Source organism: Cupriavidus sp. GW823-FHT07B10, assembly GCF_058794355.1.
In genome coordinates this window covers 336,422-361,648 of sequence record NZ_JBXAGS010000003.1, presented here as the reverse complement: position 1 = coordinate 361,648, position 25,227 = coordinate 336,422, and the positions used below count along the sequence as shown (strand labels likewise).

At 67.6% G+C, this 25,227-nt stretch carries 23 protein-coding genes; 13 read left to right on the top strand and 10 right to left on the bottom strand.

Annotated features, from left to right (window positions below):
* Positions 1-3 precede the first annotated feature (3 nt).
* From AC1Q6V_RS09415 to AC1Q6V_RS09395, 5 genes are all read left to right on the top strand, one after another.
* Positions 4-849 carry a flagellin gene (locus AC1Q6V_RS09415; protein ID WP_454750626.1) on the top strand — a complete coding sequence of 282 codons (846 nt, stop codon included), beginning with the start codon at positions 4-6 and terminating at the stop codon, positions 847-849.
* Positions 850-925: 76 nt separating this feature from the next.
* Positions 926-2,365 carry an acetate kinase gene (locus tag AC1Q6V_RS09410; RefSeq protein ID WP_010810452.1) on the top strand — a complete coding sequence of 480 codons (1,440 nt, stop codon included), beginning with the start codon at positions 926-928 and terminating at the stop codon, positions 2,363-2,365.
* 214 nt (positions 2,366-2,579) lie between these two features.
* The gene (locus AC1Q6V_RS09405; protein WP_010810451.1) at positions 2,580-3,092 is read left to right on the top strand and encodes a hypothetical protein; all 513 of its coding nucleotides are present in this window, start codon (positions 2,580-2,582) and stop codon (positions 3,090-3,092) included.
* A 273-nt stretch (positions 3,093-3,365) separates the two neighbouring features.
* Positions 3,366-4,502, top strand: coding sequence for an ABC transporter substrate-binding protein (locus AC1Q6V_RS09400; protein ID WP_010810450.1), 1,137 nt, complete (start codon positions 3,366-3,368; stop codon positions 4,500-4,502).
* A gap of 37 nt (positions 4,503-4,539) precedes the next feature.
* Positions 4,540-5,331 carry an SDR family oxidoreductase gene (locus AC1Q6V_RS09395; RefSeq protein ID WP_011616332.1) on the top strand — a complete coding sequence of 264 codons (792 nt, stop codon included), beginning with the start codon at positions 4,540-4,542 and terminating at the stop codon, positions 5,329-5,331.
* Between the two features lie 54 nt (positions 5,332-5,385).
* Here the strand turns inward: AC1Q6V_RS09395 and AC1Q6V_RS09390 are convergent, their stop codons facing one another.
* Entirely contained in the window at positions 5,386-6,291 is a 906-nt protein-coding gene (locus tag AC1Q6V_RS09390; RefSeq protein ID WP_010810448.1) for a LysR family transcriptional regulator, read from the bottom strand.
* Between the two features lie 112 nt (positions 6,292-6,403).
* Here AC1Q6V_RS09390 and AC1Q6V_RS09385 point away from each other — a divergent pair, with 112 nt between their 5' ends.
* The 5 genes from AC1Q6V_RS09385 to AC1Q6V_RS09365 all read left to right on the top strand — a co-directional run bounded on the left by AC1Q6V_RS09385 (position 6,404) and on the right by AC1Q6V_RS09365 (position 11,233).
* Complete coding sequence (locus tag AC1Q6V_RS09385) at positions 6,404-7,765, top strand: acyclic terpene utilization AtuA family protein (RefSeq protein ID WP_058697739.1); 1,362 nt, start codon at positions 6,404-6,406, stop codon at positions 7,763-7,765.
* 12 nt (positions 7,766-7,777) lie between these two features.
* Positions 7,778-8,131, top strand: coding sequence for an AtuA-related protein (locus tag AC1Q6V_RS09380; RefSeq protein WP_010810446.1), 354 nt, complete (start codon positions 7,778-7,780; stop codon positions 8,129-8,131).
* A gap of 42 nt (positions 8,132-8,173) precedes the next feature.
* Positions 8,174-9,139 (top strand): Bug family tripartite tricarboxylate transporter substrate binding protein, encoded by a 966-nt coding sequence (locus AC1Q6V_RS09375; RefSeq protein WP_454750627.1) that lies wholly within the window; start codon positions 8,174-8,176, stop codon positions 9,137-9,139.
* Between the two features lie 186 nt (positions 9,140-9,325).
* Complete coding sequence (locus AC1Q6V_RS09370) at positions 9,326-10,372, top strand: MBL fold metallo-hydrolase (RefSeq protein WP_454750628.1); 1,047 nt, start codon at positions 9,326-9,328, stop codon at positions 10,370-10,372.
* A 96-nt stretch (positions 10,373-10,468) separates the two neighbouring features.
* Positions 10,469-11,233 carry an NADPH-dependent F420 reductase gene (locus tag AC1Q6V_RS09365; RefSeq protein ID WP_454750629.1) on the top strand — a complete coding sequence of 255 codons (765 nt, stop codon included), beginning with the start codon at positions 10,469-10,471 and terminating at the stop codon, positions 11,231-11,233.
* Positions 11,234-11,257: 24 nt separating this feature from the next.
* Here the strand turns inward: AC1Q6V_RS09365 and AC1Q6V_RS09360 are convergent, their stop codons facing one another.
* Entirely contained in the window at positions 11,258-11,647 is a 390-nt protein-coding gene (locus AC1Q6V_RS09360; RefSeq protein WP_010814084.1) for a GNAT family N-acetyltransferase, read from the bottom strand.
* 187 nt (positions 11,648-11,834) lie between these two features.
* On the opposite strand from AC1Q6V_RS09360, the gene AC1Q6V_RS09355 reads away from it, so the two are divergent.
* The gene (locus tag AC1Q6V_RS09355) at positions 11,835-13,322 is read left to right on the top strand and encodes an AMP nucleosidase (RefSeq protein WP_011616336.1); all 1,488 of its coding nucleotides are present in this window, start codon (positions 11,835-11,837) and stop codon (positions 13,320-13,322) included.
* Between the two features lie 38 nt (positions 13,323-13,360).
* Here the strand turns inward: AC1Q6V_RS09355 and AC1Q6V_RS09350 are convergent, their stop codons facing one another.
* The 7 genes from AC1Q6V_RS09350 to urtA all read right to left on the bottom strand — a co-directional run bounded on the left by AC1Q6V_RS09350 (position 13,361) and on the right by urtA (position 19,920).
* Positions 13,361-13,675, bottom strand: coding sequence for an FmdB family zinc ribbon protein (locus AC1Q6V_RS09350; protein ID WP_010814082.1), 315 nt, complete (start codon positions 13,673-13,675; stop codon positions 13,361-13,363).
* A 40-nt stretch (positions 13,676-13,715) separates the two neighbouring features.
* Positions 13,716-14,948: a formamidase gene (fmdA, locus tag AC1Q6V_RS09345; RefSeq protein ID WP_010814081.1), complete on the bottom strand. Its 1,233-nt coding sequence runs from the start codon at positions 14,946-14,948 to the stop codon at positions 13,716-13,718.
* 61 nt (positions 14,949-15,009) lie between these two features.
* On the bottom strand, positions 15,010-15,699 hold the full coding sequence (gene urtE / locus AC1Q6V_RS09340; RefSeq protein ID WP_010814080.1) for an urea ABC transporter ATP-binding subunit UrtE: 690 nt from the start codon (positions 15,697-15,699) through the stop codon (positions 15,010-15,012).
* Between the two features lie 32 nt (positions 15,700-15,731).
* Entirely contained in the window at positions 15,732-16,475 is a 744-nt protein-coding gene (urtD, locus tag AC1Q6V_RS09335) for an urea ABC transporter ATP-binding protein UrtD (protein ID WP_011616337.1), read from the bottom strand.
* A 17-nt stretch (positions 16,476-16,492) separates the two neighbouring features.
* A complete protein-coding gene (urtC, locus tag AC1Q6V_RS09330) occupies positions 16,493-17,629 on the bottom strand; it encodes an urea ABC transporter permease subunit UrtC (RefSeq protein WP_010814078.1) in 1,137 nt (378 codons plus the stop codon).
* Between the two features lie 22 nt (positions 17,630-17,651).
* Positions 17,652-18,566, bottom strand: coding sequence for an urea ABC transporter permease subunit UrtB (gene urtB, locus AC1Q6V_RS09325; protein ID WP_010814077.1), 915 nt, complete (start codon positions 18,564-18,566; stop codon positions 17,652-17,654).
* A 64-nt stretch (positions 18,567-18,630) separates the two neighbouring features.
* Positions 18,631-19,920 carry an urea ABC transporter substrate-binding protein gene (gene urtA / locus AC1Q6V_RS09320; RefSeq protein ID WP_454750630.1) on the bottom strand — a complete coding sequence of 430 codons (1,290 nt, stop codon included), beginning with the start codon at positions 19,918-19,920 and terminating at the stop codon, positions 18,631-18,633.
* Between the two features lie 230 nt (positions 19,921-20,150).
* Between urtA and AC1Q6V_RS09315 the strand changes: the two genes are divergently transcribed.
* Complete coding sequence (locus AC1Q6V_RS09315) at positions 20,151-23,486, top strand: hybrid sensor histidine kinase/response regulator (RefSeq protein ID WP_011616339.1); 3,336 nt, start codon at positions 20,151-20,153, stop codon at positions 23,484-23,486.
* A complete protein-coding gene (locus AC1Q6V_RS09310; protein WP_011616340.1) occupies positions 23,470-24,363 on the top strand; it encodes a response regulator transcription factor in 894 nt (297 codons plus the stop codon). Before AC1Q6V_RS09315 ends, AC1Q6V_RS09310 begins: the two co-directional genes overlap by 17 nt.
* A 63-nt stretch (positions 24,364-24,426) precedes the next feature.
* Here the strand turns inward: AC1Q6V_RS09310 and AC1Q6V_RS09305 are convergent, their stop codons facing one another.
* Positions 24,427-25,071, bottom strand: a complete 645-nt coding sequence (locus AC1Q6V_RS09305; protein ID WP_011616341.1) for an OmpW/AlkL family protein — start codon at positions 25,069-25,071, stop codon at positions 24,427-24,429.
* Positions 25,072-25,227: the final 156 nt, after the last annotated feature.

Below are 25,227 nucleotides of genomic sequence, written 5' to 3'. Positions count from 1 at the left end.
ATCATGTTGCAGACTTCCTTCCCGACCCCAGCAGCCCCTCGCAGCGCCGGTCATGCGGCCGCGGCGATGCTGCTCGGGGCCGGTTTGGCCTGTGCCGGCACGGCGCAGGCCACCATGCTGCCACAGCCCGACGCCCTCGACGCGTCGGCGCTTCCATTGCAGGGGGCCATGCCCTCGAGCGACGGGCAGGACCAAAACCCTCTGGCTGCCGCACGCGGCAGCATGGCCGGCTGGAAACCGGTAGCACACGAAAAACTCGACGACATGCGGGGCGGCTTCGAAGTGCCGGGCCTGCAGGTTTCGTTCGGTATCGAACGCGCGGTGTACATCAACGGGGCCCTGGTGGTTGCCACCAGCATTAACATCCCCGATGTCAGCCGTATCACCGCCGACCAGGCTGCGCGGCTTGCCTCGACGCTGGGCCCGGCCATCGTTGCCAGCACCAATGCGGCGGTCGCCAACGCGCTGGCGGCGGCGGGCGCGGCCGGTTCGGATGGGAGCGCCACCTCGGCGGCCAATGGCGCCTCGGCCAGCAGCACCGGCACGTCCGGGGCCGGTTCGGGCGCCAGCGGTGCGGCGGGCTTGCCGGCGGCGGTGGTGAATACGGCCACCGGTCAGGTCGTGAGCAATGGGCTGTTGAACGTGATCCAGAACGGCCCGGGCAATGCGGCATCGGTGGGATCGCTGGCGGGGACGCCAACGACCGTGATCCAGAACACCTTGAACAACCAGAGCATCCGGAGCCTGATGACAATCGACGCAAGCGTAAATACGCTGCAGGCATTCCGGTCGCAGTTGGCCAACACCACGCTGAACAGCGCGCTGATGCGGGCCGCAAGCATGAGGTAGTCGTAGCGAGGCATCGGGCAGTACAGGTCGCAGGCTCCTGCAAGAACAGCCTGCCGTCCCGGGGGAGGAAGACGTCATGAAGAAGCGGTCGATGCAGGGCATTCGCAATGCGGGATGCTCGACGTTACTGTTGCTCGGCGGCCTGGCGCAGGCCCAGACGCCGCCGGATGCGGGACCACCCGCAGCCGGACTGGAAGCACTGCAGAAGGAGCTTGCCGAACAGGCCACCCAGCTCGACGCCATGAAGCGGGCGCTGGCCGAACAGGAGGCGCTGATCCGCGAACTGCGTAACGTGATCGGCACGGAGGTGCTGGCCAACAAGCGCGGCGGCCAGCGCGCGGGGCCAGGCGTGTCGCCGTCCGACAATGCCACCAACGCCGCTACCGCGGCGGCCGCTGCCAGCGCCACCCAGTCAGCGCCCAACGCGGTCAACAACCCGCAGCAGATCATTCTCCAGCCACCGCAGGACATGGCCCAGGGTCCGCAGGCGGGCGAGTCCGCCGACCGGCAGACCGTGGCCCTGGAAGAACCCGTGGGCCGCCCGCCGGAGGAAGACCGCCGTCCGCCTGAGATCGCGCCGATCATCGACCAGCCCGGCGTGCTGACCGCCCAGGGCAAGCTGGTGATCGAGCCCGGCTTCCAGTACGGCTATTCGTCCAATAACCGCGTCGCGCTGGTCGGCTACACGGTCATCCCGGCCATCCTGATCGGCCTGGTCGATGTGCGCGAAGTCAAGACCTCGACCTACATCCCGTCGGTAGCGTTTCGCTACGGCCTGACCAAGCGGCTGGAAATCGAAGCCAAGGTGCCTTACGTGCACTCATCGGGCCAGACAGTCAGCCGCGAGGTCTTCACCGGCACGGCGGTCGACCGCGTGTTCAATGCGAGCGGCAGCGGTATCGGCGACGTCGAGGCGACGGTGCGCTACCAGCTCAACTACGGCAACGAGAAGATTCCGTACTTCGTCGGCTGGCTGCGCTACAAGTCCAATACCGGCACCGACCCGTTCGAGGTCGTGACCGACTGCGTGACGCGCTGCGTGGGCAATGCCACCGGCACCGGCCTGCCGCTCGGGCTGCCCACCGGCACCGGCTTCCAGGCGATCCAGCCCGGCATCACCTGGCTGCTGCCGACCGACCCGGCGGTGTTCTTCGGCACCTTCAGCTACCTGCACAACTTTGCGCGCGACAACGTGAGCCGCACCGTGCTGAACGGCGAGAAGGAGAATCTCGGCAAGATCGCCCCCGGCGACATCTTCGAGTTCAGCTTCGGCATGGGCCTGTCGCTCAATGAGAAGGCGTCGTTCAGCATCGGCTATGACCAGGCCATCATCTGGCCGACCAAGCAGAACGGCCAGACCGTGCCGGGCTCGGTGCGCGTGACCCAGGGCACCTTGCTGGTGGGCTATTCGTACCGCTTCAACAACCGCTACACGGTGAACCTTTCAGTGGGTGCGGGGCTGACGCGCGACACCCCCGACCTGCAGGTGAACCTGCGCCTGCCAATCACTTTCTGACGCGCTTTGCTGCGAATTTCCGCCTGACGTGACGCGTGCCCCGCATGTGCGGGGGCACGTGCGCATCACATCCGCGGCGAGGGTGCGCAGGCACGGAAACGCGCCTTGCGCTGGCCCCTTGAACGGCGTACAAAGAAATAACCCCGCGCCGCCAGCGGTACTTTCTGACCAGGCTCAAACTCACCGGCGGTGCGGCCTGAAAAAGGAGAGAGACATGCGCAAACGCATCTTCTGGTTGTTGCCCGACCTGGCGAGTGCCCGTCGCACCATGGACGACCTGCTGCTTGCCCGGCTCGAGAACCGCCACATCCACTTCGTGGCGCGCGACGGCTCCGACATGACCGGCCTGCATGAAGCCAACCTGTTCCAGACCTCCGACATCGTGCATGCCGCCGAGATGGGCTTGATGGTCGGCGGCGGCGTGGGCGTCGTGGCCGGCGTCGTGGTGGCGATGTTCCCGATCGTCAGCGACACCCCGCAGTGGGGCCTCGTCGGCGTGCTGGCGGTGCTGGGCGCGGTGTTTGGCGCGTGGGCCTCGAGCATGATCGGCAGTTCGGCACCCAACAGCCGGCTGCGTGCATTCGAGAAGGACATCGAGGCCGGCAAGATCCTGCTGATGGTCGACGTGCCGCGCAGCCGTGTCGAGGAAATCGAAACCCTGCTCGCGAACGCGCATCCGGAAGCCAGCTTTGCGGGGTTGGACCCGGCTGTGCCGGCTTTCCCCTGAGCCGTCGGCGCATCGTCGCTTATTGTCGTTCAACGCAGTCGCATGTCTTTCCGCGCGCCCTTGCGGCGCGCCCTGACGCGCATCCTTTAGCGCGCCCCGGCTCGCACCGGAACCGCCTTCGCGGTTCCGGTGTGATGCCGCTGCAACACTCCGATCTTTCCCGGTTTGCCCCCATGAGACGCATGCGGTAACTTGCGTAACGGCGCGCGGCCGTGCATGCCGCGCCGCCATACACAATGAAGGACAGCCGCACAGGCGCAAGGGGTCGAGACAATGAAAGCGAAATGGATCGCGTGCGGCATGCTGGCCGCCACGCTGGGATGGGCCGCACAGACGGCCCTGGCGGAACCGGGCGTGACCCGCAACACCATCCGCATCGGCCAGTCGGCCGGCGTCACCGGTCCGGTGGCCGGTTCGGTCAAGGAGCAGATCGCCGGCGCGCAGGTGTACCTGCGCACCATCAACGCCAGCGGCGGCGTGGCCGGGCGGCGCATCGAGCTGGTGACCCACGATGACGGCTTCGATGCCAAGCGCACGCCCGACAATGTGCGCAAGCTGATCGACGAGGACAAGGTGTTCGCGCTCTTCATGGTGCGCGGCACGCCGCAGAACGAAAGCATCCTGCCCATCATCGCCGCGCAGAAGGTGCCGCTGGTGGCGCCGCTGACCGGCGCCATCACGCTGCACCGGCCGGTCAACCGCTACGTGTTCAATGTGCGCGCCAAGTACCAGGACGAGGTGGCGCGCGCGATCAACCACCTGGCCACCTCGGGCATGAGCCGCATCGGCATCTTCTACGCCAACGACGGTTTTGGCCGGGACGTGCTGGAAGGCTACAGCGCCGCGCTGCAGGCGCGCGGGGTGCAGCCGGCGGCGACGGCAAGCTTTGCCCGGCCCATGGGCGATATCACCCAGAGCGTGGCCGCCATGAACAAGGCCAACCCGCAGGCGGTACTGGTGATCGGCTCGGGCTCCGAGGCGGCGCGCATCATCCGCGAACTGCGCCGCGCAGGCAGCGAGGCACAGTTCGTCACGCTGTCCAACAACGCCGCCGATTCCTTTATCCGTGAACTGGGCGACGATGCGCGCGGGCTGATCATCACGCAGGTGGTGCCGGGCACCAACTCCAGCCAGATGACGCTGGCCAGCGAATACCGCAGCCTGGCCAAGCAGCAGGGCGTGGAGCCGTCCAACGCCGGCATGGAGGGCTTCATGTCGGCCAAGGTGCTGGTCGAAGGGCTGCGCCGCGCCGGCCCCGACCTGACGCGCGAGCGCCTGGTCACGGCGCTGGAAGGCATGCGCGACTACGACCTTGGCGGCATCCTGATCAGCTACAGCGCCGAGCGCCATACCGGCTCGTCGTTCGTGGAAATGTCGATCGTCTCGTCCACCGGCAAGCTGATCCGCTGAAAGCCGCGGATAGGGGGGCTGCGGTATAGTCCCCCGCATGGCTACTCCTACCCTCTCCCCCGATTCCCGTACCCCGTTCTCGCTGCACGGCCGCGTGGCGCTGGTTACCGGCGGCGCGCAGGGCCTGGGCCTGGCGATTGCCGCCGGGCTGGCCGACGCCGGCGCCCATGTGCTGGTGGTGGCGCGCAATGCGCAGCGCGTGCAAGCGGCCGTCGCCGCGCTGGCCGCGCGCGGCGGCAGCGCCGAGGCGCTGGTGCTCGATATCACCGATGAAGCCGCCGTGGCTGCCGCGTTCGACCGCATCGACGCCGCCCATGGCCGGCTCGACATCCTCGTCAACAATGCCGGCGCGCGCAACCGCAGCACCATGGCGCAGCTCGATGCCGGCGACCTGCGCGCCATGCTCGAGACCAACCTGGTGGCGCCCTACGCGCTGTGCCGGCTCGCCGCGCAGCGCATGCGCGGCGGCGATTACGGGCGCATCGTCAATGTGAGCTCGATTGCGGGCCAGGTCGCGCGTGCCGGCGACGTGCTCTACCCCGCCACCAAGGGCGGCCTGGATGCGCTCACGCGCGCCATGGCGGCCGACCTGGGGCGGCACGGCGTCACCGTCAATGCGATCGCCCCGGGCTACTTCGCTACCGAGCCCAACCAGCCCATGGTCGAGGACGAGAGCGTGGCCGAGTGGCTGCGCCAGCGCACCTCGCTGGGCCGCTGGGGCCAGCCGGAGGAAGTGGCGGGGGCGGTGGTGTTCCTGGCGTCGCCGGCCGCGTCCTATGTCACCGGGCAGGTGCTGGCCGTGGACGGCGGCTATCTCGGGCACTTCTGAGCCGCCGTCGGCGGCAAAGCGTACCCAATTCTGCGTGCCGCTCCTGGCGGGTTTTCAGCGCCGCGCGGGCGGCTTGCCGCCGCGGTAGAACGCCTGCAGGCAGTCGATCATCGCGGCTGCAGCGGCCGAGTCGCCGCGGTCCTTGAGCCGCACCAGGCAGATATCGCGCACCAGCGACGGCAGCTGCAGTGGCCGGATCGCCAGCCCCTCGCGCCGGAACTGAAACAGCGCCAGCGACGGCACCGCGCTCACGCCCAGCCCCGCCTGCACCAGCGCCGCCACCGTCGCCAGGTGCTCCACCTCCATCACGCTGGTCAGGCGCAACGGATGCAGCGCGGCGTCCAGGTGCTGGCGCACGCTGGTCGTGCGCGACAGCTGGATAAACGGCAGGCCCGCCAGCATCTGCGGCGTGATGCGGCGCTTGCGCGCCAGCGCATGGTCCGCCGGGCACACCAGGTGGAAGGTGTCGCGCACCAGCGGCTCCACGCGCAGGTCTTCGTCCTGGGCCGGTGCCGGGGCCAGCGCAAAGTCGGCGCGGCCCTGGCGGACCAGTTCGATGCAGCCGTCGGCGAGCTGGTCGAACAGCTCCAGCGCGATGCCCGGATACAGCGCGCGGAACTGCGCCAGCAGCGGCGGCAAGTCGCCGCCGGCCAGCGACGGCAGCGCCGCGATCGACACCCGCCCCTTGCGCCGCTCGGCGTGCGCGCGCAGGTCCTCGAACGCGGTTTCGAAATCGGCCAGCAGCCGGCGCGCGGTCTGCTCGAAGCGCACGCCGTCGCTGCTCAGCTCCACATGCCGCGTGGTGCGTTCGAACAGCCGGCTGCCGGCCTGTTCCTCCAGTGTCTGCACCAGCGCGCTGAAGGCCGATTGCGACAGGTGGCAGGCGCGCGCCGCGCGCGTGAAGTTGCGGTAGGTGGCCAGCGCCACGAAGGCGCGCAGGTGCTTGACCGAGAGGTTCATGGGCTGGCGGATTTATCCACTAAGTCGATAGATTAATCCAAATAATCCGTTTTTTGGCTGGACGTACCAGCCCTAGAATGGGATCGACCCCACCAACGACCTGCCCCCGACCATGACTGCTCCCTTGCTGATCGGCTCCGGCGCCGGCTTCTCCGGCGACCGCACCGATGCCGCGCTGCCGGTGGTGCGCACGCTGATTGCCTCCGGCCAGCCGGCCGCGCTGATCTTCGAGACCCTGGCCGAGCGCACACTCGCGCTGGCGCAGCTGGCGCGGCGCAACGATCCCGCGCAGGGCTACGAGCCGCTGCTCGATGCGCTGCTGGTGCCGGTGCTGGGCCTGTGCCTGCAACACCGCATTCCCATCGTCGGCAATTTCGGCGCCGCCAATCCGCGCGCCGCGGCGCGGCGCGTGCTGCAGCTGGCGCAGGAACTGCGCCTGCCCGCGCCGCGTGTTGCGGTAGTGGAGGGCGATGACCTGTCCGACGATGCGGGACGCGCGCGCTTGCACGGCATTCTTGGCGATGCATTCGACGCCGATCGCTTCGTCTGCGCCAACGCCTATATCGGCGCGCAAGGCATCGCCGAGGCGATCTCCGCCGGCGCCCAGGTGGTGGTGTGCGGACGCGTGGCCGATCCGGCGCTGGCCGTGGGGCCGGCGATGGCGCACTTTGGCTGGTCGTGGGACGACTGGGACCGCCTGGCCGCCGCGACCATGGCCGGCCACCTGCTTGAATGCGGGGCGCAGGTCAGCGGCGGCTACTTTGCCGATCCCGGCATGAAGGACGTACCCGATGTGCATGCGGTGGGCTTCCCGATCGCGCAGCTGGCCGAGGACGGCGGCATCGAGATCTTCAAGGCCGCCGGCACCGGCGGCTGCGTCGACCTGCGCACGGTCAAGGAGCAGCTGCTGTACGAGGTCCACGATCCGGCCGCGTACCTGACGCCTGACGTGGTCGCAGATATTGGTACGGTCACGGTCACGCAACTGGCCCCCGACCGCGTGGCGGTGCGCAATGTGCGCGGCCATCCCCGCCCGGCGCAGCTCAAGGCCAATGTGTTCAGCCACGGCGGCTGGCTGGCCGAGGGCGAAATCTCGTACGCCGGCCCCAATGCCGCCGCCCGCGCGCGGCTGGCCGCCGACATCCTGCGCCGGCGCATGCAGCTGCTGGGCCATGACGCGCCCATCCGCTTCGACCTGATCGGCGTGCTCAGCGTGCTGGCCGACGATGGCGGCGCCATGTTCGCCCAGCGCCAGCCGCATGAGCAAGCGGCGCAGGACGTGCGCCTGCGCGCCGCGTTGGCGCACGACGACCTGACGGTGGCGCAGGCCCTGCAGCGCGAGGTCAATGCGCTCTATACCTGCGGCCCGGCCGGCGGCGGCGGCGTGCGCACCGCGCAGCGCGCGCGCCTGAATGCGGTGTCGTGCCTGGTACCGCGCGAGGCCGTGACGGCCACGCATAGCTTCATCGCCTGAGGAGGTCCGACCATGACTGACACTGCCGCGCTCTACCAGTTCGCACACGGCCGCACCGGCGACAAGGGCAACCGTTCCAACATCAGCGTGATCGCCTACGACGCGCGCGACTACGACCACCTGGTCGAGCACGTGACCGAGGACGCCGTGCGTGCGCTGTTCCGCGAGCGCCGGCCCACGGCCGTCACGCGCTACCTGGTGCCGTCGCTGCAGGCGATGAACTTCGTCCTTGATGGCGTGCTCGATGGCGGCGTCAACGACGCGCTCAACCTCGACACGCACGGCAAGGCGCTGTCGTTCCGCCTGCTGCAGCTTGAGATCCCCGTGCCGCCGCGGCTCGTGTCCGGCACCGCGGCTAGCCACTGATCCACCGCTTCACACCGACAACGACTTCTACAGGAGACCACGATGTACCCATTTCTCAAGCCACTGGCCGTCGCCGCGCTTGCGCTGGTCCTGCCCGCGGGGCAGGCCTGGGCCGAGTTCCCGGACAAGCCGATCCGCTTCGTGGTGCCGTTCGCCGCCGGCAGCGCCACCGACCAGCTGGCGCGTGCCATTGGCCAGGCCATCACCGTGGACAGCAAGGTCACCGTGGTGGTCGACAACAAGCCGGGCGCGAATGGCTTCATCGCCGCGTCGGACGTGGCCAAGGCCGCGCCGGACGGCTACACCGTGCTGATCAGCACCAACACCACGCATGCGGCCAACGAGCACCTGTTCAAGAAGCTGCCCTACGACCCGGTCAAGGACTACGCGCCGATCACCGCGCTGGGCCGCGGCGGCCAGATCATGGTGGTCAACCCGCAGGTGCCGGCCAAGACCGTGGGCGAGTTCATCGCGCTGGCAAAACAGCAGCCGGGCAAGCTCAGCTTCGGCAGCGGCAGCTCGTCGTCGCGCATTGCCGGCGAGCTGTTCCAGCAGATGGCGCATGTGGAGTTGCTGCACGTGCCGTACAAGAGCAACCCGCTGGCCATCACCGACCTGCTCGGCAACCAGATCCAGATGATGATCACGGACACGGCCACCGGCCTGCCGCAGGTCAAGAGCGGCAAGCTGCGCGCGCTGGGGGTGTCGGGCAAGACGCGCTCGCCGCTGGCGCCGGACGTGCCCACCATCGACGAAGCCGGCGTCAAGGGCTACGAGATGAGCTACTGGTTCGCGGCCTATGCGCCCGCCGGCACGCCGCAGCCGGTGGTGGCGAAGCTCAATGCGATGATGGTCAAGGCCGCGCGCGGCGATAGCGCGGCTGGCTTCTACAAGTCGACCGGCACTGAGGTGTTCACCAGCACGCCCGCGGAGCTGGCGAAGTTCCAGTTGCAAGAGTCCGGCAAGTGGGGACGCATCATCAAGGCGGCGAATATCCAGCCGGAGTGAACGCAGGGCAGCGCAAGCTCCCATGCATGGAAAACGGGGCCAAACGGCCCCGTTTTTTACGCAGAAGTAGGTACGCTTTGGTGCTTGCGGCCTTGATGGACAAGGGCCGGCTAAGATATGCCTGGCCGCGCGGCCTTGCCGCTCCGGCCTACTCCTCGACAATACCAACCAGAACAGGAACAGGATATGAAGCAGCAGTCCGTGGTGTGCCATGCAACCTTACATCCCGGCCGTCCCCCGGGGCTGCGCCAGGCCGTATTCCGTGCCGCCATCGCCGTCACCATGGGGGCCGCCGTGCTTCCCGCCATCGCCACTGCGCAGACCGCCACGCCGCCGGCGCAGCAGAAGACCCAGGTGCCGGGCTACTACCGCATGATGGTCGGCCAGCTCGAGGTCACGGCGCTCTATGACGGCTACATCGACCTGGACCCGAAGATCCTCAGGTACACCAGCGCGCGCGAGGTGCAGAGCCTGCTGGCGCGGGTGTTCGTCGAATCGACGCCAGGCATGCAGACCGCGGTCAACGCCTACCTGATCCATACCGGCAGCCACCTGGTGCTGGTCGATACGGGCGCGGCAGCCTGCTTCGGGCCCACGCTCGGGCGCATCGGCGAAAACCTGCGCGCGGCGGGCTACGCGCCGGAACAGATCGACACCGTGCTGCTGACCCACCTGCACGGCGACCACGCCTGCGGCCTGGCCGCCAACGGCAAGGCGGCCTTCCCGAACGCAACCGTCTATGTCGACAAGGCCGATGCCGACTACTGGCTCAGCGAAGCCAATGCCGCCGCCGCGCCGAAGGAGGCGCAGGGCCTGTTCGCCATGGCGCGCGCCGCGGTCGCGCCGTACCAGGCGGCGCAGCGCTTCCGGCCCTTCAACGGCGGCGCCGGTGTCGAGCCCGTTCCCGGTGTGCGCGCGGTGCCGGCCAATGGCCATACTCCGGGCCACAGTGGCTACCTGTTCACCTCGGGCAAGGACAGCCTGCTGCTGTGGGGCGACATCGTGCACAGCCATGCGGTGCAGTTCCGCCGCCCGCAAGTGGCGATCGAGTTTGACGTGGACAGCAAACAGGCCGTGATCACGCGCCAGCGCATCCTGGCCGATGCCGCCAAGGGCCGGCTGTGGGTGGGGGGCGCGCATATGCCTTTCCCGGGCCTTGGCCATGTGCGCCGCGATGCGGCCGGGTATGCATGGGTGCCGGCCGAATTCGGTCCGATCCGCAACGACCGCTAGCCGTCCACGCACGGCCGTCGCTTTTCGCCTAGAGTCATCCCAGCGGCCCGTATGACGTACGGGACGGGTGGTCGTGTCTACTGCGGAGGATTTGCGATGAACGCCAAGGCATCCCGCTTCGATCCTGCCCGCCGCCGCTGGCTTGGTGCCGGCGCCGCGGCCCTGGTGCTGGCCGTGCCCCTGCCGCGCGCCGCGCGCGCCCAGCCTGGGCCGGCGGCCAGCCGCGAGGCCGCCGCGCAGCGCATCGGCGTGATCGGCTCGGGCCGCATCGGCGGCACGGTGGGCGGGCTGTGGGTCAAGGCCGGACACCCGGTTCTGTTCTCGTCGCGGCACCCGGAGGCACTCAAGCCGCTGGTGGAAGAATTGGGTACGCTGGCGCGCGCCGGCACCGTGGCCGAGGCGATTGCGTTCTCTGACGTGCTGTTCCTGGCCACGCCCTACGGCGCGCTGCCGCAGCTCAGCCGCGACCATGCCGATGCCTGGCGCGGCAAGATCGTGCTCGATGCCACCAATGCCTATGAGCACCGCGATGGCCCGATCACCGAGGAGACCAGGCGTGACGGCATCGGCATCACCACCGCGCGCTACCTGCGCGGCGCGCGCGTGGTGCGGGCCTTCAACTTCATGGGGGCGGCACAGTTTGCCAGCGAGCACCACCGGGCGGGCGGCCTGGTGGCGGTGCCCATCGCCGGCGACGACAAGGCCGCGCTCGATGTGGCCGCGCAGCTGGTGCGCGATGCGGGATTCGAACCGGTGGTGGTGGGGCCGCTGGCGAGCGCGGATCGCTTCGCACCGGGCGGGCCGCTGTTCCGGCAGGTGGGTTCGGCCGAAGAGTTCCGGCGCAAGATGGGCGCCCGCTGACGCTGCGCCGGGCGCGCTGGCGCATCAGGGCCGGCGCCGCTCCATTGCCACCATCGACGGCGTAAAGCCGAGCTGGCCGAAGAATGCGGCTTCGGAGGAACGCGCCGCGCGCAGCATCCAGGTGATGTCGGGGTCGTTGCCCACGATGTGCCGCACCAGGGCGCGGCCGATGCCGCGCCGGCGGTGGCTGGGCGCGACGGCAACCATCGACAGGAAGCCGTCGCAGACGTCGTCGCACAGTGCGCGGGCAAAGCCGACGATCTCGCCGTGCTCCACCGCCACGACCACCCGTTGGGAGTTGGCCACCAGCCGTGCGAATTTCTCCGGGCCGCCCACCCGGTGGGCCCAGCCGTTGGCGATCAGTAGTTGTCTGGCTGCCTCGATGTCGTCAGGCAACAGGTTACGGATTTCCATCGGCGGCTCTCCCAGTAAAGCGTGTACGGCCCCTCGCCGCCCCCTGCCACGAGGGGCGCCGCGAGTCGAGAACGGCACGGGAACCCGTGCCGCGCAATTGGCGGAGTGTAGCGAGCGGGCGCGGGCGCGTCAATTTGGCTTCCGGCGGGGTCGGGTGCTGCTCACGCAGGCGCGCCGGCGCGGTATCATGGCCTCCATGAACGCCCCCGTCTTTTCCTCCGCACATCCGGCCGATCAGCTTGCCGAGTTCACCGACGCGGATGCGGCGATCGCGCGCATCCGCGACATCTACGAAGCTTCTGTCGGCGCCGTGCGCGCGCGCTTCGATGCCTTCGCCAGCGGCAAGCCGCTGCCCTCGGCCGCGCATGCGTGCTATCCGTACCTGGGCATCTCGGTCAATATCGAGACCATGGTCACCGACAGCCGGCCGTCATGGGGCACGGTGGCCTACCCGGGCGTGTATGGCACCACCGTGACCCGCCCCGACCTGCTGGCGGACTACTACCGCGACCAGATCGAGCGGCTGATGCGCTATCACCGCGTGCCTGTGGTGGTAGGGCTGAGCCGGCGCCCGATCCCGCTGCCGTTCGTGATCGAGGCTTCGACCACCGACATCAGCTACACCCAGGCGCGCGAGCTGGAGGCATCGTTCGTGCTGCCCGAGCTGAGCCGCATCGACGACGGCATCGCCAATGGCACCTATGAGCCGATCCCGGGCGAGGCCTGGCCGCTGTCGCTGTTCCCGGCCGAGCGCGTGGACCTGGCCCTGCAGCGGCTGTACCACTACACCGGCACGGCACCGCAGCATTTCCAGCGCTTCGTGCTGTTCACCAACTACCAGCGCTATGTCGACGAGTTTGTCGAGCTGGGCCGGGGCCTGATGGCCAGCAGCGACGGCGGCGGCTACACCCGCTTTGTCGAACCCGGCGACGTGATGCAGGAACTGGGCGGCGCGGAACCCGACGACGCCTCGCGCCCGCGCGCGCTGCCGCAGATGCCGGCCTATCACCTGGTGCGCGAAGACAAGCTGGGGGTGACGCTGGTCAATATCGGCGTGGGACCGTCCAACGCCAAGACCATGACCGACCACCTGGCCGTGCTGCGCCCGCATTGCTGGCTGATGGTGGGCCACTGCGGCGGCTTGCGCCGCTCGCAGCAGCTCGGCGACTACGTGCTGGCGCACGCCTATGTGCGCGACGACCACGTGCTCGACCACGACTTGCCGCCGTGGGTGCCGGTGCCGCCAATCGCCGAGATCCAGGTGGCCTTGCAGGAGGCCGTTGCGCGCGTGACCGGGCTGTCCGGCAACGAGATGAAGACCCGCATGCGCACCGGCACGGTGGTCTCGACCGACGACCGCAACTGGGAACTCAAGTCCAAGTCGCTGTATGCGCGCTTCAACCAGTCGCGCGCGATTGCCATCGATATGGAAAGCGCGGCGGTGGCGGCCAACGGCTTCCGGCTGCGCGTGCCCTATGGCACCTTGCTATGCGTGTCGGACAAGCCGCTGCATGGCGAGCTCAAGCTGCGCGGCATGGCCAACGCCTTCTATCGCCAGCGTGTCAGCCAGCATATGACCATCGGGCTGGAGGCGATCCGCATCCTGCGTGAGAACGGGGTGGAGCAGCTGCATTCGCGCAAGCTGCGCAGTTTCGACGAGCCGGCGTTCCGCTAGTCGCCCCGCTCCCGGCAGCCGCAAAAGGCAACTTCCGCTCAGTGGCTGATCATCCAGGGCCGCCCCCCGGGGGCCTTGGCCGCGTCCGTGCGCCCGGCCAGCCGGACCGGGCCGCAGCAGCCACACCCGGCGCCATGCGCCGACGATGACCTGGGCTCGGCCGCGCTGCGCTCATTGACCGCATGCGCCGCGCGCGCCGACCTCGCCATGCTGGCCAGCGCCGGTGCGGCCACCAGCGCGCGCGCTGCCAGCGCGCCGCATTGCGGGCAGGCCGCGGCTTCGTCGCGCCGCGACATTGGCCGCATCACCGCGAAATCGCCACAATCTTCACACCGATAGTCGTAGGTGGGCATTGCATCTCCGCCAGTGGGATCACGACAACCACCTTCCAGGCTAGGCCAGGTCGGGGGAAAGGGGCAGGTCCACGCCGCCCTGGATCATCTTCACCGGCCCGCTGGCGTTGGGCCGGATATCGAAATCGAAGATCTGCGTCGGCAGCCACAGCGTGGCGCAGGCATTGGGAATATCCACCACGCCACTGATATGCCCCTGAACCGGCGCTGTGCCGAGGATCGAATAGGCCTGGGCCCGCGAGTAGCCGAACCTGCTCAGGTATTCGATCGCGTTCAGGCATGCCTGCCGGTAGGCCACGTGCACATCCAGGTAATGTTGCTTGCCTGACTCATCGACGGAGATCCCTTCGAAGATCAGGTAGTCGTTGTAGCTCGGCGTGATCGGGCTGGGCTTGAAGATCGGATTGCGGATGCCGTACTTGGCCATGCCGCCCTTGATCAGCGACACGCGCATATGCACCCAGCCGGCCATTTCGATGGCGCCGCAGAACGTGATCTCGCCATCGCCCTGCGAGAAATGCAGGTCGCCCACGGACAGGCCCGCGCCGTCCACATAGACGGGGAAGTAGACCTTGGCACCGCGTGACAGGTCCTTGATGTCGCAGTTGCCGCCATGCTCGCGCGGCGGCACCGTGCGCGCGCCGGCCGCGGCAGCCTGGGCGCGCGCATCGCCTTGCAGCCTGCCCATGTGCGCGGTGGCGGCAAACGGCGGATTGGCCAGGGGGGGCACGCGCCCGGGATCGGTGGCGATGAAATCCATCTCGCGTTTGTTCCACGTCTCCAGCATGGCCTGGTCCGGCAGGCAGCCGATCAGCCCCGGGTGGATCAGCCCGGCAAAGCTCACGCCGGGGATATGGCGCGACGAGGTGTAGAGCCCGTGGAAGTCCCAGATCGACTTCTGCGCCTGCGGAAAGTGGTCGGTCAGGAAGCCGCCGCCGTTCTGCTTCGAAAAGAAGCCGTTGAAGCCCCACTGGCTTTCCGGCCTGGCGCCGATGTCCAGCAGATCCACCACCAGCAGGTCGCCGGGTTCGGCGCCTTCCACGCCTACTGGACCGGACAGGAAATGGACGATCGACAAATCGATGTCGCGCACATCGTCGGCCGAATCGTTGTTCTTGATGAAGCCGCCGGTCCAGTCGTAGGTTTCGAGGATAAAGTCGTCGCCCGGCTTGACCCAGCAGGCCATCGGGATGTCCGGGTGCCAGCGGTTGTGGACGTTGGGGTTCTCGTACGGCGATTCGGCCAGATCGACCTTGATCAGGGTGTCCGTCATGACGTTGCCTCCTGGGTGGAAAAGGGGGTGGGGGATCGGGGATGGGGGAGTTGAAACCGGTTCAGACCGACAGCAGTTGCCGGATGTGGTCCACATCCGTGCTGTTGCGCTGCGTCTCGTGTACGAAGCGGCCGCCTTCGATGACCAGCAGCCGGTCTGCCACGTCCAGCGCAAAGCTCAGCACCTGCTCGGAAAACACGATCGTGATGTCGCGCGTGCGGCGGATCTCGTCCAGCGCGCGGGCGATGTCCTTGATGATCGACGGCTGGATGCCTTCGGTGGGCTCGTCGAGCAGCAGCACCTTGGGATCGGCCACCAGCGCCCGCGCGATCGCCAGCTGCTGCTGCTGGCCGCCGGACAGGTTGCCGCCCTTGCGCCGGCGCATGTCGAACAGCACCGGGAACATCGCGAAGATCTCCTCGGGGATGCGCCGGCGCTTTCCCTGCGCCATGCCGGTGAGGATGTTTTCCTCGACGCTCAGGTGCGAGAAGATCATGCGCCCCTGCGGCACATAGCCCAGGCCCGCGCGCACGCGGCGATAGCTCTCGTCGCGGGCGACATCCCTGCCATCGATGTAGACCTGGCCCGAGCGCACCGGCAGCATGCCGATCATCGCCTTGAAAAGCGTGGTCTTGCCCATGCCGTTGCGGCCCATGATGGCCACCGTTTCGCCCTGCGCGGCGGCAAACGAAACGCCGTGCAGTGCCTCGCTCTGGCCATAGTTCACGACCACGTTGTCGACTGTGAGCATGTGAGATTCTCCGTCGGTAGCAGGTGGCCGCGTCAATGGCCCAGGTAGACGTCGATCACGCGCGGGTCGTTCTGCACCTGGGTCATCGAACCCTCGGCCAGGATCTTTCCCTGGTGCATCACGGTGACCTTGTCGGCGATCTGCTTGACGAAGTCCATGTCGTGCTCGATGACGATCACGGCGCGGCCCTTGCTGACGCGTTTGAGCAGTTCGGCGGTCTGTTCGCGCTCGCGCACGCTCATGCCGGCAATCGGCTCGTCAAGCATCAGCAACCTGGGCTCTTGCATCAGCAGCATGCCGATCTCCAGCCACTGCTTCTGGCCATGCGACAGTTGCGCGGCCTCGCGCTCCAGCGCATCGGCCAGGCCAATCTCCGCGGCCACCTCGGCCACGCGCTGGCGGACCTCGACGGTGGCGCGAAAAGCCAGGGCGCCCAGCACGCCGCGTCCGCGCGGGAACGACACCGCCAGGTTCTGGAACACACTCAGGTTCTCGTAGATCGATGGCGTCTGGAACTTGCGGCCTACACCGGCGCGTACGATCTGGTACTCGGGCAGGCCCGTCAGCTCGCGGTTGGCAAACTTGATGCTGCCGCCGCTGGCGCGGGTCTTGCCGCACACCAGGTCCAGCAGCGTGGTCTTGCCGGCACCGTTCGGGCCGATGATCACGCGCAGCTCGTTGCGGTCGACATAGAGCGTGAGGTTGTCGATGGCCTTGAAGCCATCGAACGAGACCGTCAGATCTTCCACTGCCAGCATGAAGTCGGTATTGCTCATGGTGTCTGCCTCGCGGGTCAGGCCGTCGTGGCCGGGATGCGCTCGGCCGGCGCGGGCGGATCGTCGGCACGCCGGCGCGCCAGGTACTTGCGGTAGAGGCCGGCCAGCCCGTCAGGGAAGGCCACCACCACGCCGATGAACAGCGCCGCCATCAGGAACAGCCAGAGATCCGGGAAACTCTCGGAGAAATAGGTCTTGCCGGCATTGACCAGCAAGGTGCCCCAGACCGCGCCCACCAGGCTCATGCGCCCGCCCACGGCCGCGAAGATCACCATTTCGATCGACGGCACGATGCCGACGAACGATGGCGACATGAAGCCGACCTGCAGCGTGAACATGGCGCCGCCGATGGCGGAAAGCGCGGCGGCCAGGCAGAACACGAACACCTTGAACATCGCCACGTCGTAGCCGGAGAAGCGCACGCGATCCTCTTTGTCGCGCATGGCCAGCAGCAGCACGCCAAGCTTGCTGCGCTGGATCCAGCGGCACAGGGCGACGGCGCCGAACAGCAGAGCCACGTTGACGAAGTAGAGATTGAGCCTGGCGCTGTCCGTGCGGATGTCCCAGCCGAGCATCGTCTTGAGGTCGGTAATGCCATTGACGCCGCCGGTATAGCCTTGCTGGCCGATGATCAGCACCGACAGGATCAGCGCCACCGCCTGGGTGATGATCGCGAAGTAGACCCCGCTGACGCGACGCCGGAACATGGCGAAGCTGACTACGAAGGCCAGCAGCACCGGGATCGCGACCACGCCGGCCATCGCGAACGGCAGGTGCCGGAACGGCTCCCACCACCACGGCAGCGCGCTCAGCTGGTTCCAGTCCATGAAGTCGGGAATGCCCGGCGTGGACTGGATCGCCGTGCTCCTGGGGTCGGATGCTTCGAGCTTCAGGAACATGGCCATGGCGTAGCCGCCGAGGCCGAAGAACACGCCTTGCCCGAGGCTCAGCACGCCGCCGTAGCCCCACAGCATGACCAGGCCCACGGCCACGAAGGCGTAGCTGAGATACTTGCCGACCAGGTTCAGGCGGAACACGTCCAGCGCCAGCGGCATGGCCACCAGCAGCACCAGCGCAAGCAGTGCGTAGCCGGCCCATTCGCCGCCGGCGCGCAGCCGCTGCAGCAGGGGCAGGATGGATTTCGAAGGGCACATCGTCGGGCTCCTTGGCAATGGTTCAGCGACGCACCGCCGGGGCGAACAGGCCTTGCGGGCGGATCATCAGGATCGTTACGATCAGCAGCAGCGTCAGCACGCGTGCCATTGACCCCGTCATGAAGAATTCCGTGATCGACTGCGTCTGCGCGATGCCGAAGGCCGACGCCACCGTGCCGGCGAGGCTGGCTGCGCCGCCGAACGTGACCACGAGGAAGGCGTCGACGAGGTAGAGCGAGCCGCTGGTCGGTCCCGTGGAGCCGATCGTCGTGAAGGCCGCGCCAGCCACGCCGGCGATGCCGCAGCCGATGGCAAACGTCAGCCGGTCGGTGCGGCGCGTGTTGATGCCGGCGGCGTTGGCCATGGCCCGGTTGGCGGTGGTGGCGCGCACGCGCAGCCCCCAGCGCGAGCGGTACAGCGCCAGCCAGACCAGCCCGGCCACGCACAGCGTCAGCGCCATCACGAACAGGCCGTTGATCGGGATATCGAGGCCGGGGGCAGGCGCCCACGAACCCATCAGCCAGTCGGGCAGCGTCGGGCTGACTTCCTTGGGGCCGAAGGTCGAACGGAATGCCTGCTGCATGCCGAGCGACAGCCCCCAGGTGGCCAGCAGCGTATCCAGCGGCCGCTTGTAGAGGTGCCGGATCAGCGCCCATTCGGCCAGCCAGCCGGCACTGAAGGCAATGGCAAACGCGGCGCAAATGGCCACGGGGAAGTAATGGGGCATCCACGCCGGCGCCAGGCGCTCGACCGTGGTGGATGCCAGGAAGATGGTGTAGGCGCCGATGGCCATGAACTCGCCATGGGCCATGTTGATGACACCCATCTGGCCGAAGATGATGGCCAGGCCCAGCGCCATCAGCAGCAGCACCGAGAACAGGCTCAGCCCGGCAAAGCCCTGCATCAGGGCAATGTTCAGCATGTCGGACAGATTCATGGAAGACGGCTCCGGCGGTCATCGGATCAGGGAGGCGCCTGCCGGCGCCGGTACGGCAAAGCGCTTACTGGTAGCCCTTCGGGAACGGGTTGGGCGGAATCAGCTGCGGAGATTCGGCCACCACCTTGAACTGGCCGTCAAGCTGCGCCAGGCCCACCCGCGTCCTGCTCCACAGGTGATGGTTGGTGTCGACCTTGACGTAGCCTTCCGGCGCGGTTTTCAGCTCGATGCCGGGCGACGCCGCCACGACCTTGTCGATATCGAAGCTGCCGGCCTTCTCGACGGCGGCCTTCCACAGCCACGGGCCCAGGTACGCGGCCTGGGTGACGTCGCCGATCACGGCCTTGCTGCCGTATCTGGCCTTGAAGGCATCGACGAACTGCTTGTTGTTGGCGTTGTTCAGCGACTGGAAGTACTTCATGGCGGCATAGAAGCCGGCGATGTTCTCGCCGCCGATGCCGAGCACTTCGTCCTCCGTGACCGAGATGGTCAGCAGGAACTGCTTGTCGGCGGTGATGCCGGCAGCCTTCAACTGCTTGTAGAAGGCCACGTTGGAGCCGCCCACCACGATCGCGTAGATGCAGTCCGGCCTGGCCACCTTGATCTTGTTGATCAGCGAGTTGAAGTTGGTATGCCCCAGCGGGTAGTATTCCTCGCCCACCACCTTCAGCTTCAGGAAGTTCTCGATATGCTTGCGCGCGATCTTGTTCGACGTGCGCGGCCAGATGTAATCGGAGCCGATCAGGAAGAAGCTTTTGGCGCTCTTCTGCTTCGCGGCCCAGTCCAGCCCCCAGATGATCTGCTGCGTGGCCTCCTGGCCCGTGTAGATCACGTTCTTGGATTGCTCAAGCCCCTCGTAGAACGTGGGGTAGTAGAGCAGGCCGTTCTCTTTCTCGAAGACCGGAAGCACCGCCTTGCGCGAGGCTGAAGTCCAGCAGCCGAACACGGCCGCGACGCGGTCATTGACGAGGAGCTTGCGCGATTTCTCGGCAAAGGTCGGCCAGTCGGAGGCGCCGTCCTCCTTGATCACCCGGACCTTGCGGCCCAGGATGCCGCCCGCCGCGTTGATCTGGTCGATGGCAAGTTGTTCGGCCTGGATCGAGCCGGTTTCCGAAATTGCCATGGTGCCCGTGGCCGAGTGCAGCTGGCCGACGGTGACTTCGGTATCGGTCACGGCCAGCCTGGTGGTATTGACCGTGGCGGTGGGCAGGCTGGCGCCATGGGCCGGCGCCGCCATGCCGGCCAGCGGCAGCGCGGGCAGGGCGGCCAGTCCCTGCATCAGGCGACGGCGCGGCAGCGAGACCGCGCCGCCGTCGGGTGTGGAAGGGGAACCGCTACTGTCTTTGTCACGCATGATCGACGCTCCTTGGAGGCGAGGTGAGATTGGCTGATCCGTCTTGGTCAAAGCACTCCTGCGGGCCGATCATGCTGCGTCGCCACACTGGCGGCCATACGTCATTCAACGTACGTGGGGGAGAGTGTGGCGGCGGCCTTCGCAACCGGCAATGGCATGTCGCCTCACGGCATGGCTCTTGCGTCAGCGCGGCATCACTCCCTGCCAGGTGCCCCCGGCCCCTTCCAACCATGTCGAGCGCCAGCCAGCCAGTCCAGCGCATCAGCAAGATCCGGCGCGACTACAACCGCTGGGTGGCCGACGAGACCCTTGAGGACTACGCCCTGCGCTTTGCACCAAAGTCGTTCCGAAAATGGAGCGCCTTCCGCGTGGCCAATACCGCTTTTGGTGCAGTTGCTTTCCTCGCGCTAGAGGCCATCGGCGCCGCCATCACGCTGAGCTACGGCTTTACCAACGCGATGTGGGCCATCGGCGCGGCAAGCCTGGTGATTTTCCTGACCGGCCTGCCGATTTCCTACTACGCGGCCCGCCACGGACTCGACATAGACTTGCTGGCGCGCGGTGCCGGCTTCGGCTACCTGGGTTCGACGATCACTTCGCTGATCTATGCGAGCTTTACCTTCATCTTCTTCGCGCTCGAGGCCGCCATCATGGCGCAGGCCTTCGAGCTGCTGTTCGGCCTGCCACGGCCTGTCGGCTACCTGTTGTCGGCCATTGTCGTCATCCCGCTGGTCACCCATGGCGTGACGCTGCTGTCGCGCATCCAGCTGTGGACGCAGCCGGTGTGGCTGGCACTGCTGGTGCTGCCCTACGCACTGATCCTCTGGCGCGAGCCGCACCGCTATGCGGAATTCCTGTCCCTGAACGGCCGGCTGGCCGATGGCGATGGATTCTCGTGGCAGGCATTCGGGGCCGCGGCCACCGTGGCGGCTGCGCTGATCGCCCAGATCGGCGAGCAGGTGGACTTCCTGCGCTTCATGCCGCCGCTGACGCAGCGCAACCGCGTGCGCTGGTGGAGCGCGCTGATCGCGGCCGGCCCGGGCTGGATCGTGCCGGGAGCAGCGAAGATGGCAGGGGGTGCGTTCCTCGCCTTTGTGGTGCTGCAGTCGGAACTGCCGATTGCCCATGCGCTGGAGCCCACTCAGATGTACCTGGCTGGCTTTGCACACGGACTCGGCGGGAGCTGGCCGGGATGGGTCGCGGTGGTGCTGACGGGACTGTTTGTCCTCATCTCGCAGACCAAGATCAATATCACCAATGCCTATGCGGGCTCGCTGGCGTGGTCGAACGTGTTCGCGCGGCTCACGCACAGTCACCCGGGCCGTGTGGTGTGGCTGGCGTTCAATGTGCTGATCGCCGTAATGCTGATGGTGATGGGCGTGTTCGAGGCCATGGAGCAGGTACTGGCGCTTTATGCCCACCTGGCCGTTGCGTGGGTCGGCGCGATCTGTGGCGACCTCGTCATCAGCAAGCCGCTCGGGCTTTCTCCCAAGGACATCGAGTTCCGGCGCGCCTACCTGTTCGATATCAATCCGGCCGGCTTCGGCGCGATGATGCTGGCCTCGGCGTTGTCGATGCTGGTCCACCTGGGGGTGTTTGGCGACACACTGCGACCGGCGTCGGTTGGTGTGGGACTTCTGCTGGCGATCGTGTTGCCACCGTTGATCGCCATCGCCACGCACAGCCGCTATTTCGTTGCGCGCACGCCGGTCGATTTTGGCCGGCGCCACGCCGTGATCCGTTGCGCGATCTGCCGCAATCCGTTCGAGAAGGAGGACGTGGCAGCCTGCCCGGCCTATCGCGGCCCGATCTGCTCGCTCTGCTGCACGCTCGACGCGCGCTGCGGCGACCGGTGTAAACCGGGCGCCAGCGCACAGGAACAGATCGCCACTGCGCTCACGCGCGTGCTGCCGGCCGGCACGCCACCAGTCATGGCCCGCCGGATCGGCAAGTTCGGCCTGATGCTGGCGGGGATGGTGTTTGCCTTCGGCACCTTGCTGTGGCTGCTCTATACGCAGGAGCAACTGTCCGGCCCGGTGGTGCTGGCTGCCGCGCCCCGTGCCAGCCTGTTCCTGAAGATCGGCGCCGGCCTGATGCTGTTTGCTGCCGTGGCCGCGTGGTGGCTGGTGCTGGCCAATGAGAGCCGGGCGGTGGCGCAGGAAGAGTCGGAGCGCCAGAACCAGTTGCTGCAGAAGGAAATCGACGCCCACCGCCGTACCGATGCGCTGCTGCAAAGCGCCAAGGAAGTCGCCGAGCAGGCCAACCTGGCCAAGAGCCGCTTCATCACCGGCATGAGCCATGAGATGCGCGCGGGCCTCAATTCGATCCTTGGCTACTCGCAGTTGCTGCTGCGCACGCCGGCGCTGCCCGCCGCATGCCGCGAGGACGTGCGGACCATCGGCCGCGCCGGCGAGCACCTGTCGAGCCTTGTCGACGGCCTGCTGGAGCTGTCGCGCATCGAGGCGGGCAAGCTGCGGCTGGAACAGGATGCGGTGGCGCTGGAAGACCTGCTGGACGAACTCGTCCGCATGTTCCGGCCACTGGCAGCGGTGCGCGGGCTGGCGTTCCACTATCGCGTGACCGGCAAGCTGCCGGCGCACGTGCATGGCGACGCCAAGCGCTTGCGCCAGATCATCATCAACCTTGTCACCAATGCCATCAAATTTACGGAGCACGGCGACGTGTCGCTGACCGTGCGCCACCAGCGCGAACTGGCAATGATCACGGTCAGCGATACGGGTCCTGGCATTGCCGCGGAAGACCAGGCGCGCATCTTCGATCCGTTTGAACGCGCCACGCCGCATGACGATCGCGAAGGCATCGGCCTGGGCCTGGCCATTGTGCGCCTGCTGGCAGACCTGATGGGTGGAGACATCCGCGTGCGCAGCGCACCGGGCCAAGGCAGCGAGTTCTCCGTGCGGCTCTATCTCCCGACCGTGGCCGCGGCGGTGACGTGCCCGCAGCGGGCGCCCGCGCCGCCAATGCCGGCGGGAGCGCGCGTGCTGATCGTCGACGACCGCAGGGCCCATCGGGCGGTGCTGCGCGGCTTCCTGGCGCCGCACGGGCTGGCCGTGCATGAGGCGGGGGATGGCGCCGGCGTGCTCCCGGCGCTGTGCCAGTGGCGTCCGCACCTGGTGCTGCTCGACCTGAACCTGCCCGATGCATCGGGTTGGGACCTGTGCCGCCAGATCCGCGCCGAAGCCAATGCGCCGCAAGTGGTGATCGTCTCCGCCAACGCGCACGAAAACACGGAAGAAGCGCGCGCGCTGCACGGCTATCTGGGATTCGTCAGCAAGCCGGTGCGTGAGCGCGAACTGGTCGAGATGGTCCGACGCGCGCTGACGCAGCCGCAGCCTGCGCTCACCCCGGCGCCGGACCTGTTGCGTGAGCTGCTGCAACTGGGCGCCACCGGCCGGCTGCGCGCGCTGGAGGCCCAGCTTTCAGAACTGGCGGAAGGCGGCGGCGCCGTGGCCACGTGGGCACTGCAGATGCTGGCGCTCGCGCGGACCGATGGCACTGCCCTGACCGCATCACTTGGCGAGGCGCTCCATGCATCCCGAACCTGACACCTTTCGCCCGTTGCCGACGATCGAGACCCGCGTACTGGTGGTCGACGACGATGCCGACGCGTGCGGCTTCCTGACGCGCGCGCTGGGTGGCGAAGCCATGCTGGTCCACACCGCCGCGAACGGCAACGCGGCACTGGATGCGCTGACGTCCTTCGCGCCGGATGCGGTGCTGCTGGACGTGGACATGCCGGGCATGGACGGCTTTGCCGCCTGCACGGCGCTGCTGGACCGCCACGCGGACCTGCCGGTGATCTTCATGACCGGACTTGGCGATACCGGTCATATCGTGCGCGGTTTCGAAGTCGGCGCATGCGACTACGTGACCAAACCGGTGGCGATTGCCGAGGTGGTGGCGCGCGTGCGGTCTCATGCGGGCAAGGCACGGCTGGCGCGCAGCGCACGGGAGGCCGTATTCGGCAGCACGGTGCCGATGCTCGCGGCCGGCATCGACGGCCGGCTCCTGTGGATAAACGGCAGCGCGTCAGCCTTGCTGCAGGCCCAGGGATGGCCGGTAGCGATTGCCGGCGCGGTACTGCCTCCCGCGCTGCGCGACGCGGTGTTCCGCCTCTGCAGCGAAGCGGAAACTGGCGCTGATAGTCTTCACCTGCGCCGGTTGACAGGCGAGGCGGGCGACGTGGTCGTGGTGGAACTGTCGTGCAGCGGTCTGGCCCCGGCCGGCCCGGCCCTGACACTGCGCGAGGCCGAGGTGATGGCCTGGGTGGCGCGCGGCAAGACCAATCGCGATATCGCCGACATCCTCGGCATGAGCCCGCGCACGGTGAACAAGCACCTGGAACACATCTACGAGAAGCTCGGCGTGGAAACGCGAACGGCGGCAGTCGCCGCCACCCGGCGCAACTTGGGGACGGCGTGACGTGCCGTGCGCCAAGGCAAGAAGGGCCGGCGTTGCCGGCCCTTCTTGCCAGTCGGATCCCGATCAGAAGCGGTAACCCACCCCCATGCTGAACAGCCACGGATCCAGGTTCACCTTGGATACCTTGACATCCCCCGCCTTCACATCGCTCGACAGCCAGATCTTCTTGATGTCGGCGTTGAGAAACCAGTTTTTGGTCAGCTTGTAGTCCATGCCGATCTGCAGCGCGGGACCGACGCTCCAGCTATCGAGCTGCAGCGAGTTGTTGGCGATGTCCGCGCCCCAGATGCGGGTGAAGTTCAGGCCCGCGCCGATATACGGGCGGAAGGTGCCGTTGGGGATGAAGTGGTACTGCACCAGCAGCGTCGGCGGCAGATGCTTGAAGGTGCCGACCTTGTTGCCGTCCAGGTAGACGTCCTGCTTCTGCGGCACTGTCAGCACCAGTTCGGCGGCGATGTTCGGCGTGAAGAAGTAGGTGACGTCGAACTCGGGAATCCACTTGTTGTTGACCGTGATGCGGTCCGACGGGCCGACGCCGCCGACGGGGTCGGAGCTGTTGGCCATGTCGAGATAGGTGCCGCGCAGGCGCACCATCCAGTTGCCCTGGGCATCGTCCGCGGCGGCGGCAGGGGTGGCGAAGGCGCCGAGCATGGCGCAGGCGGCGATGGCGGAACAGGTGACCCGGGTGCGGAGAGAGAGTGTTTTCATGAGGTTCTGCTTGGTCTGGTATCAAATCCGGACCCAGTTTGGCCGAGCAGGCCGGGTTGGGCTTTGACCCAAGACAAGTAGAAGGGAACGTGGGCTGGCTGCGTCGCGCAGGCGCTACAGCGAGGAAGGCGCCGTGGTGTGCCAGCTGCGCCGACG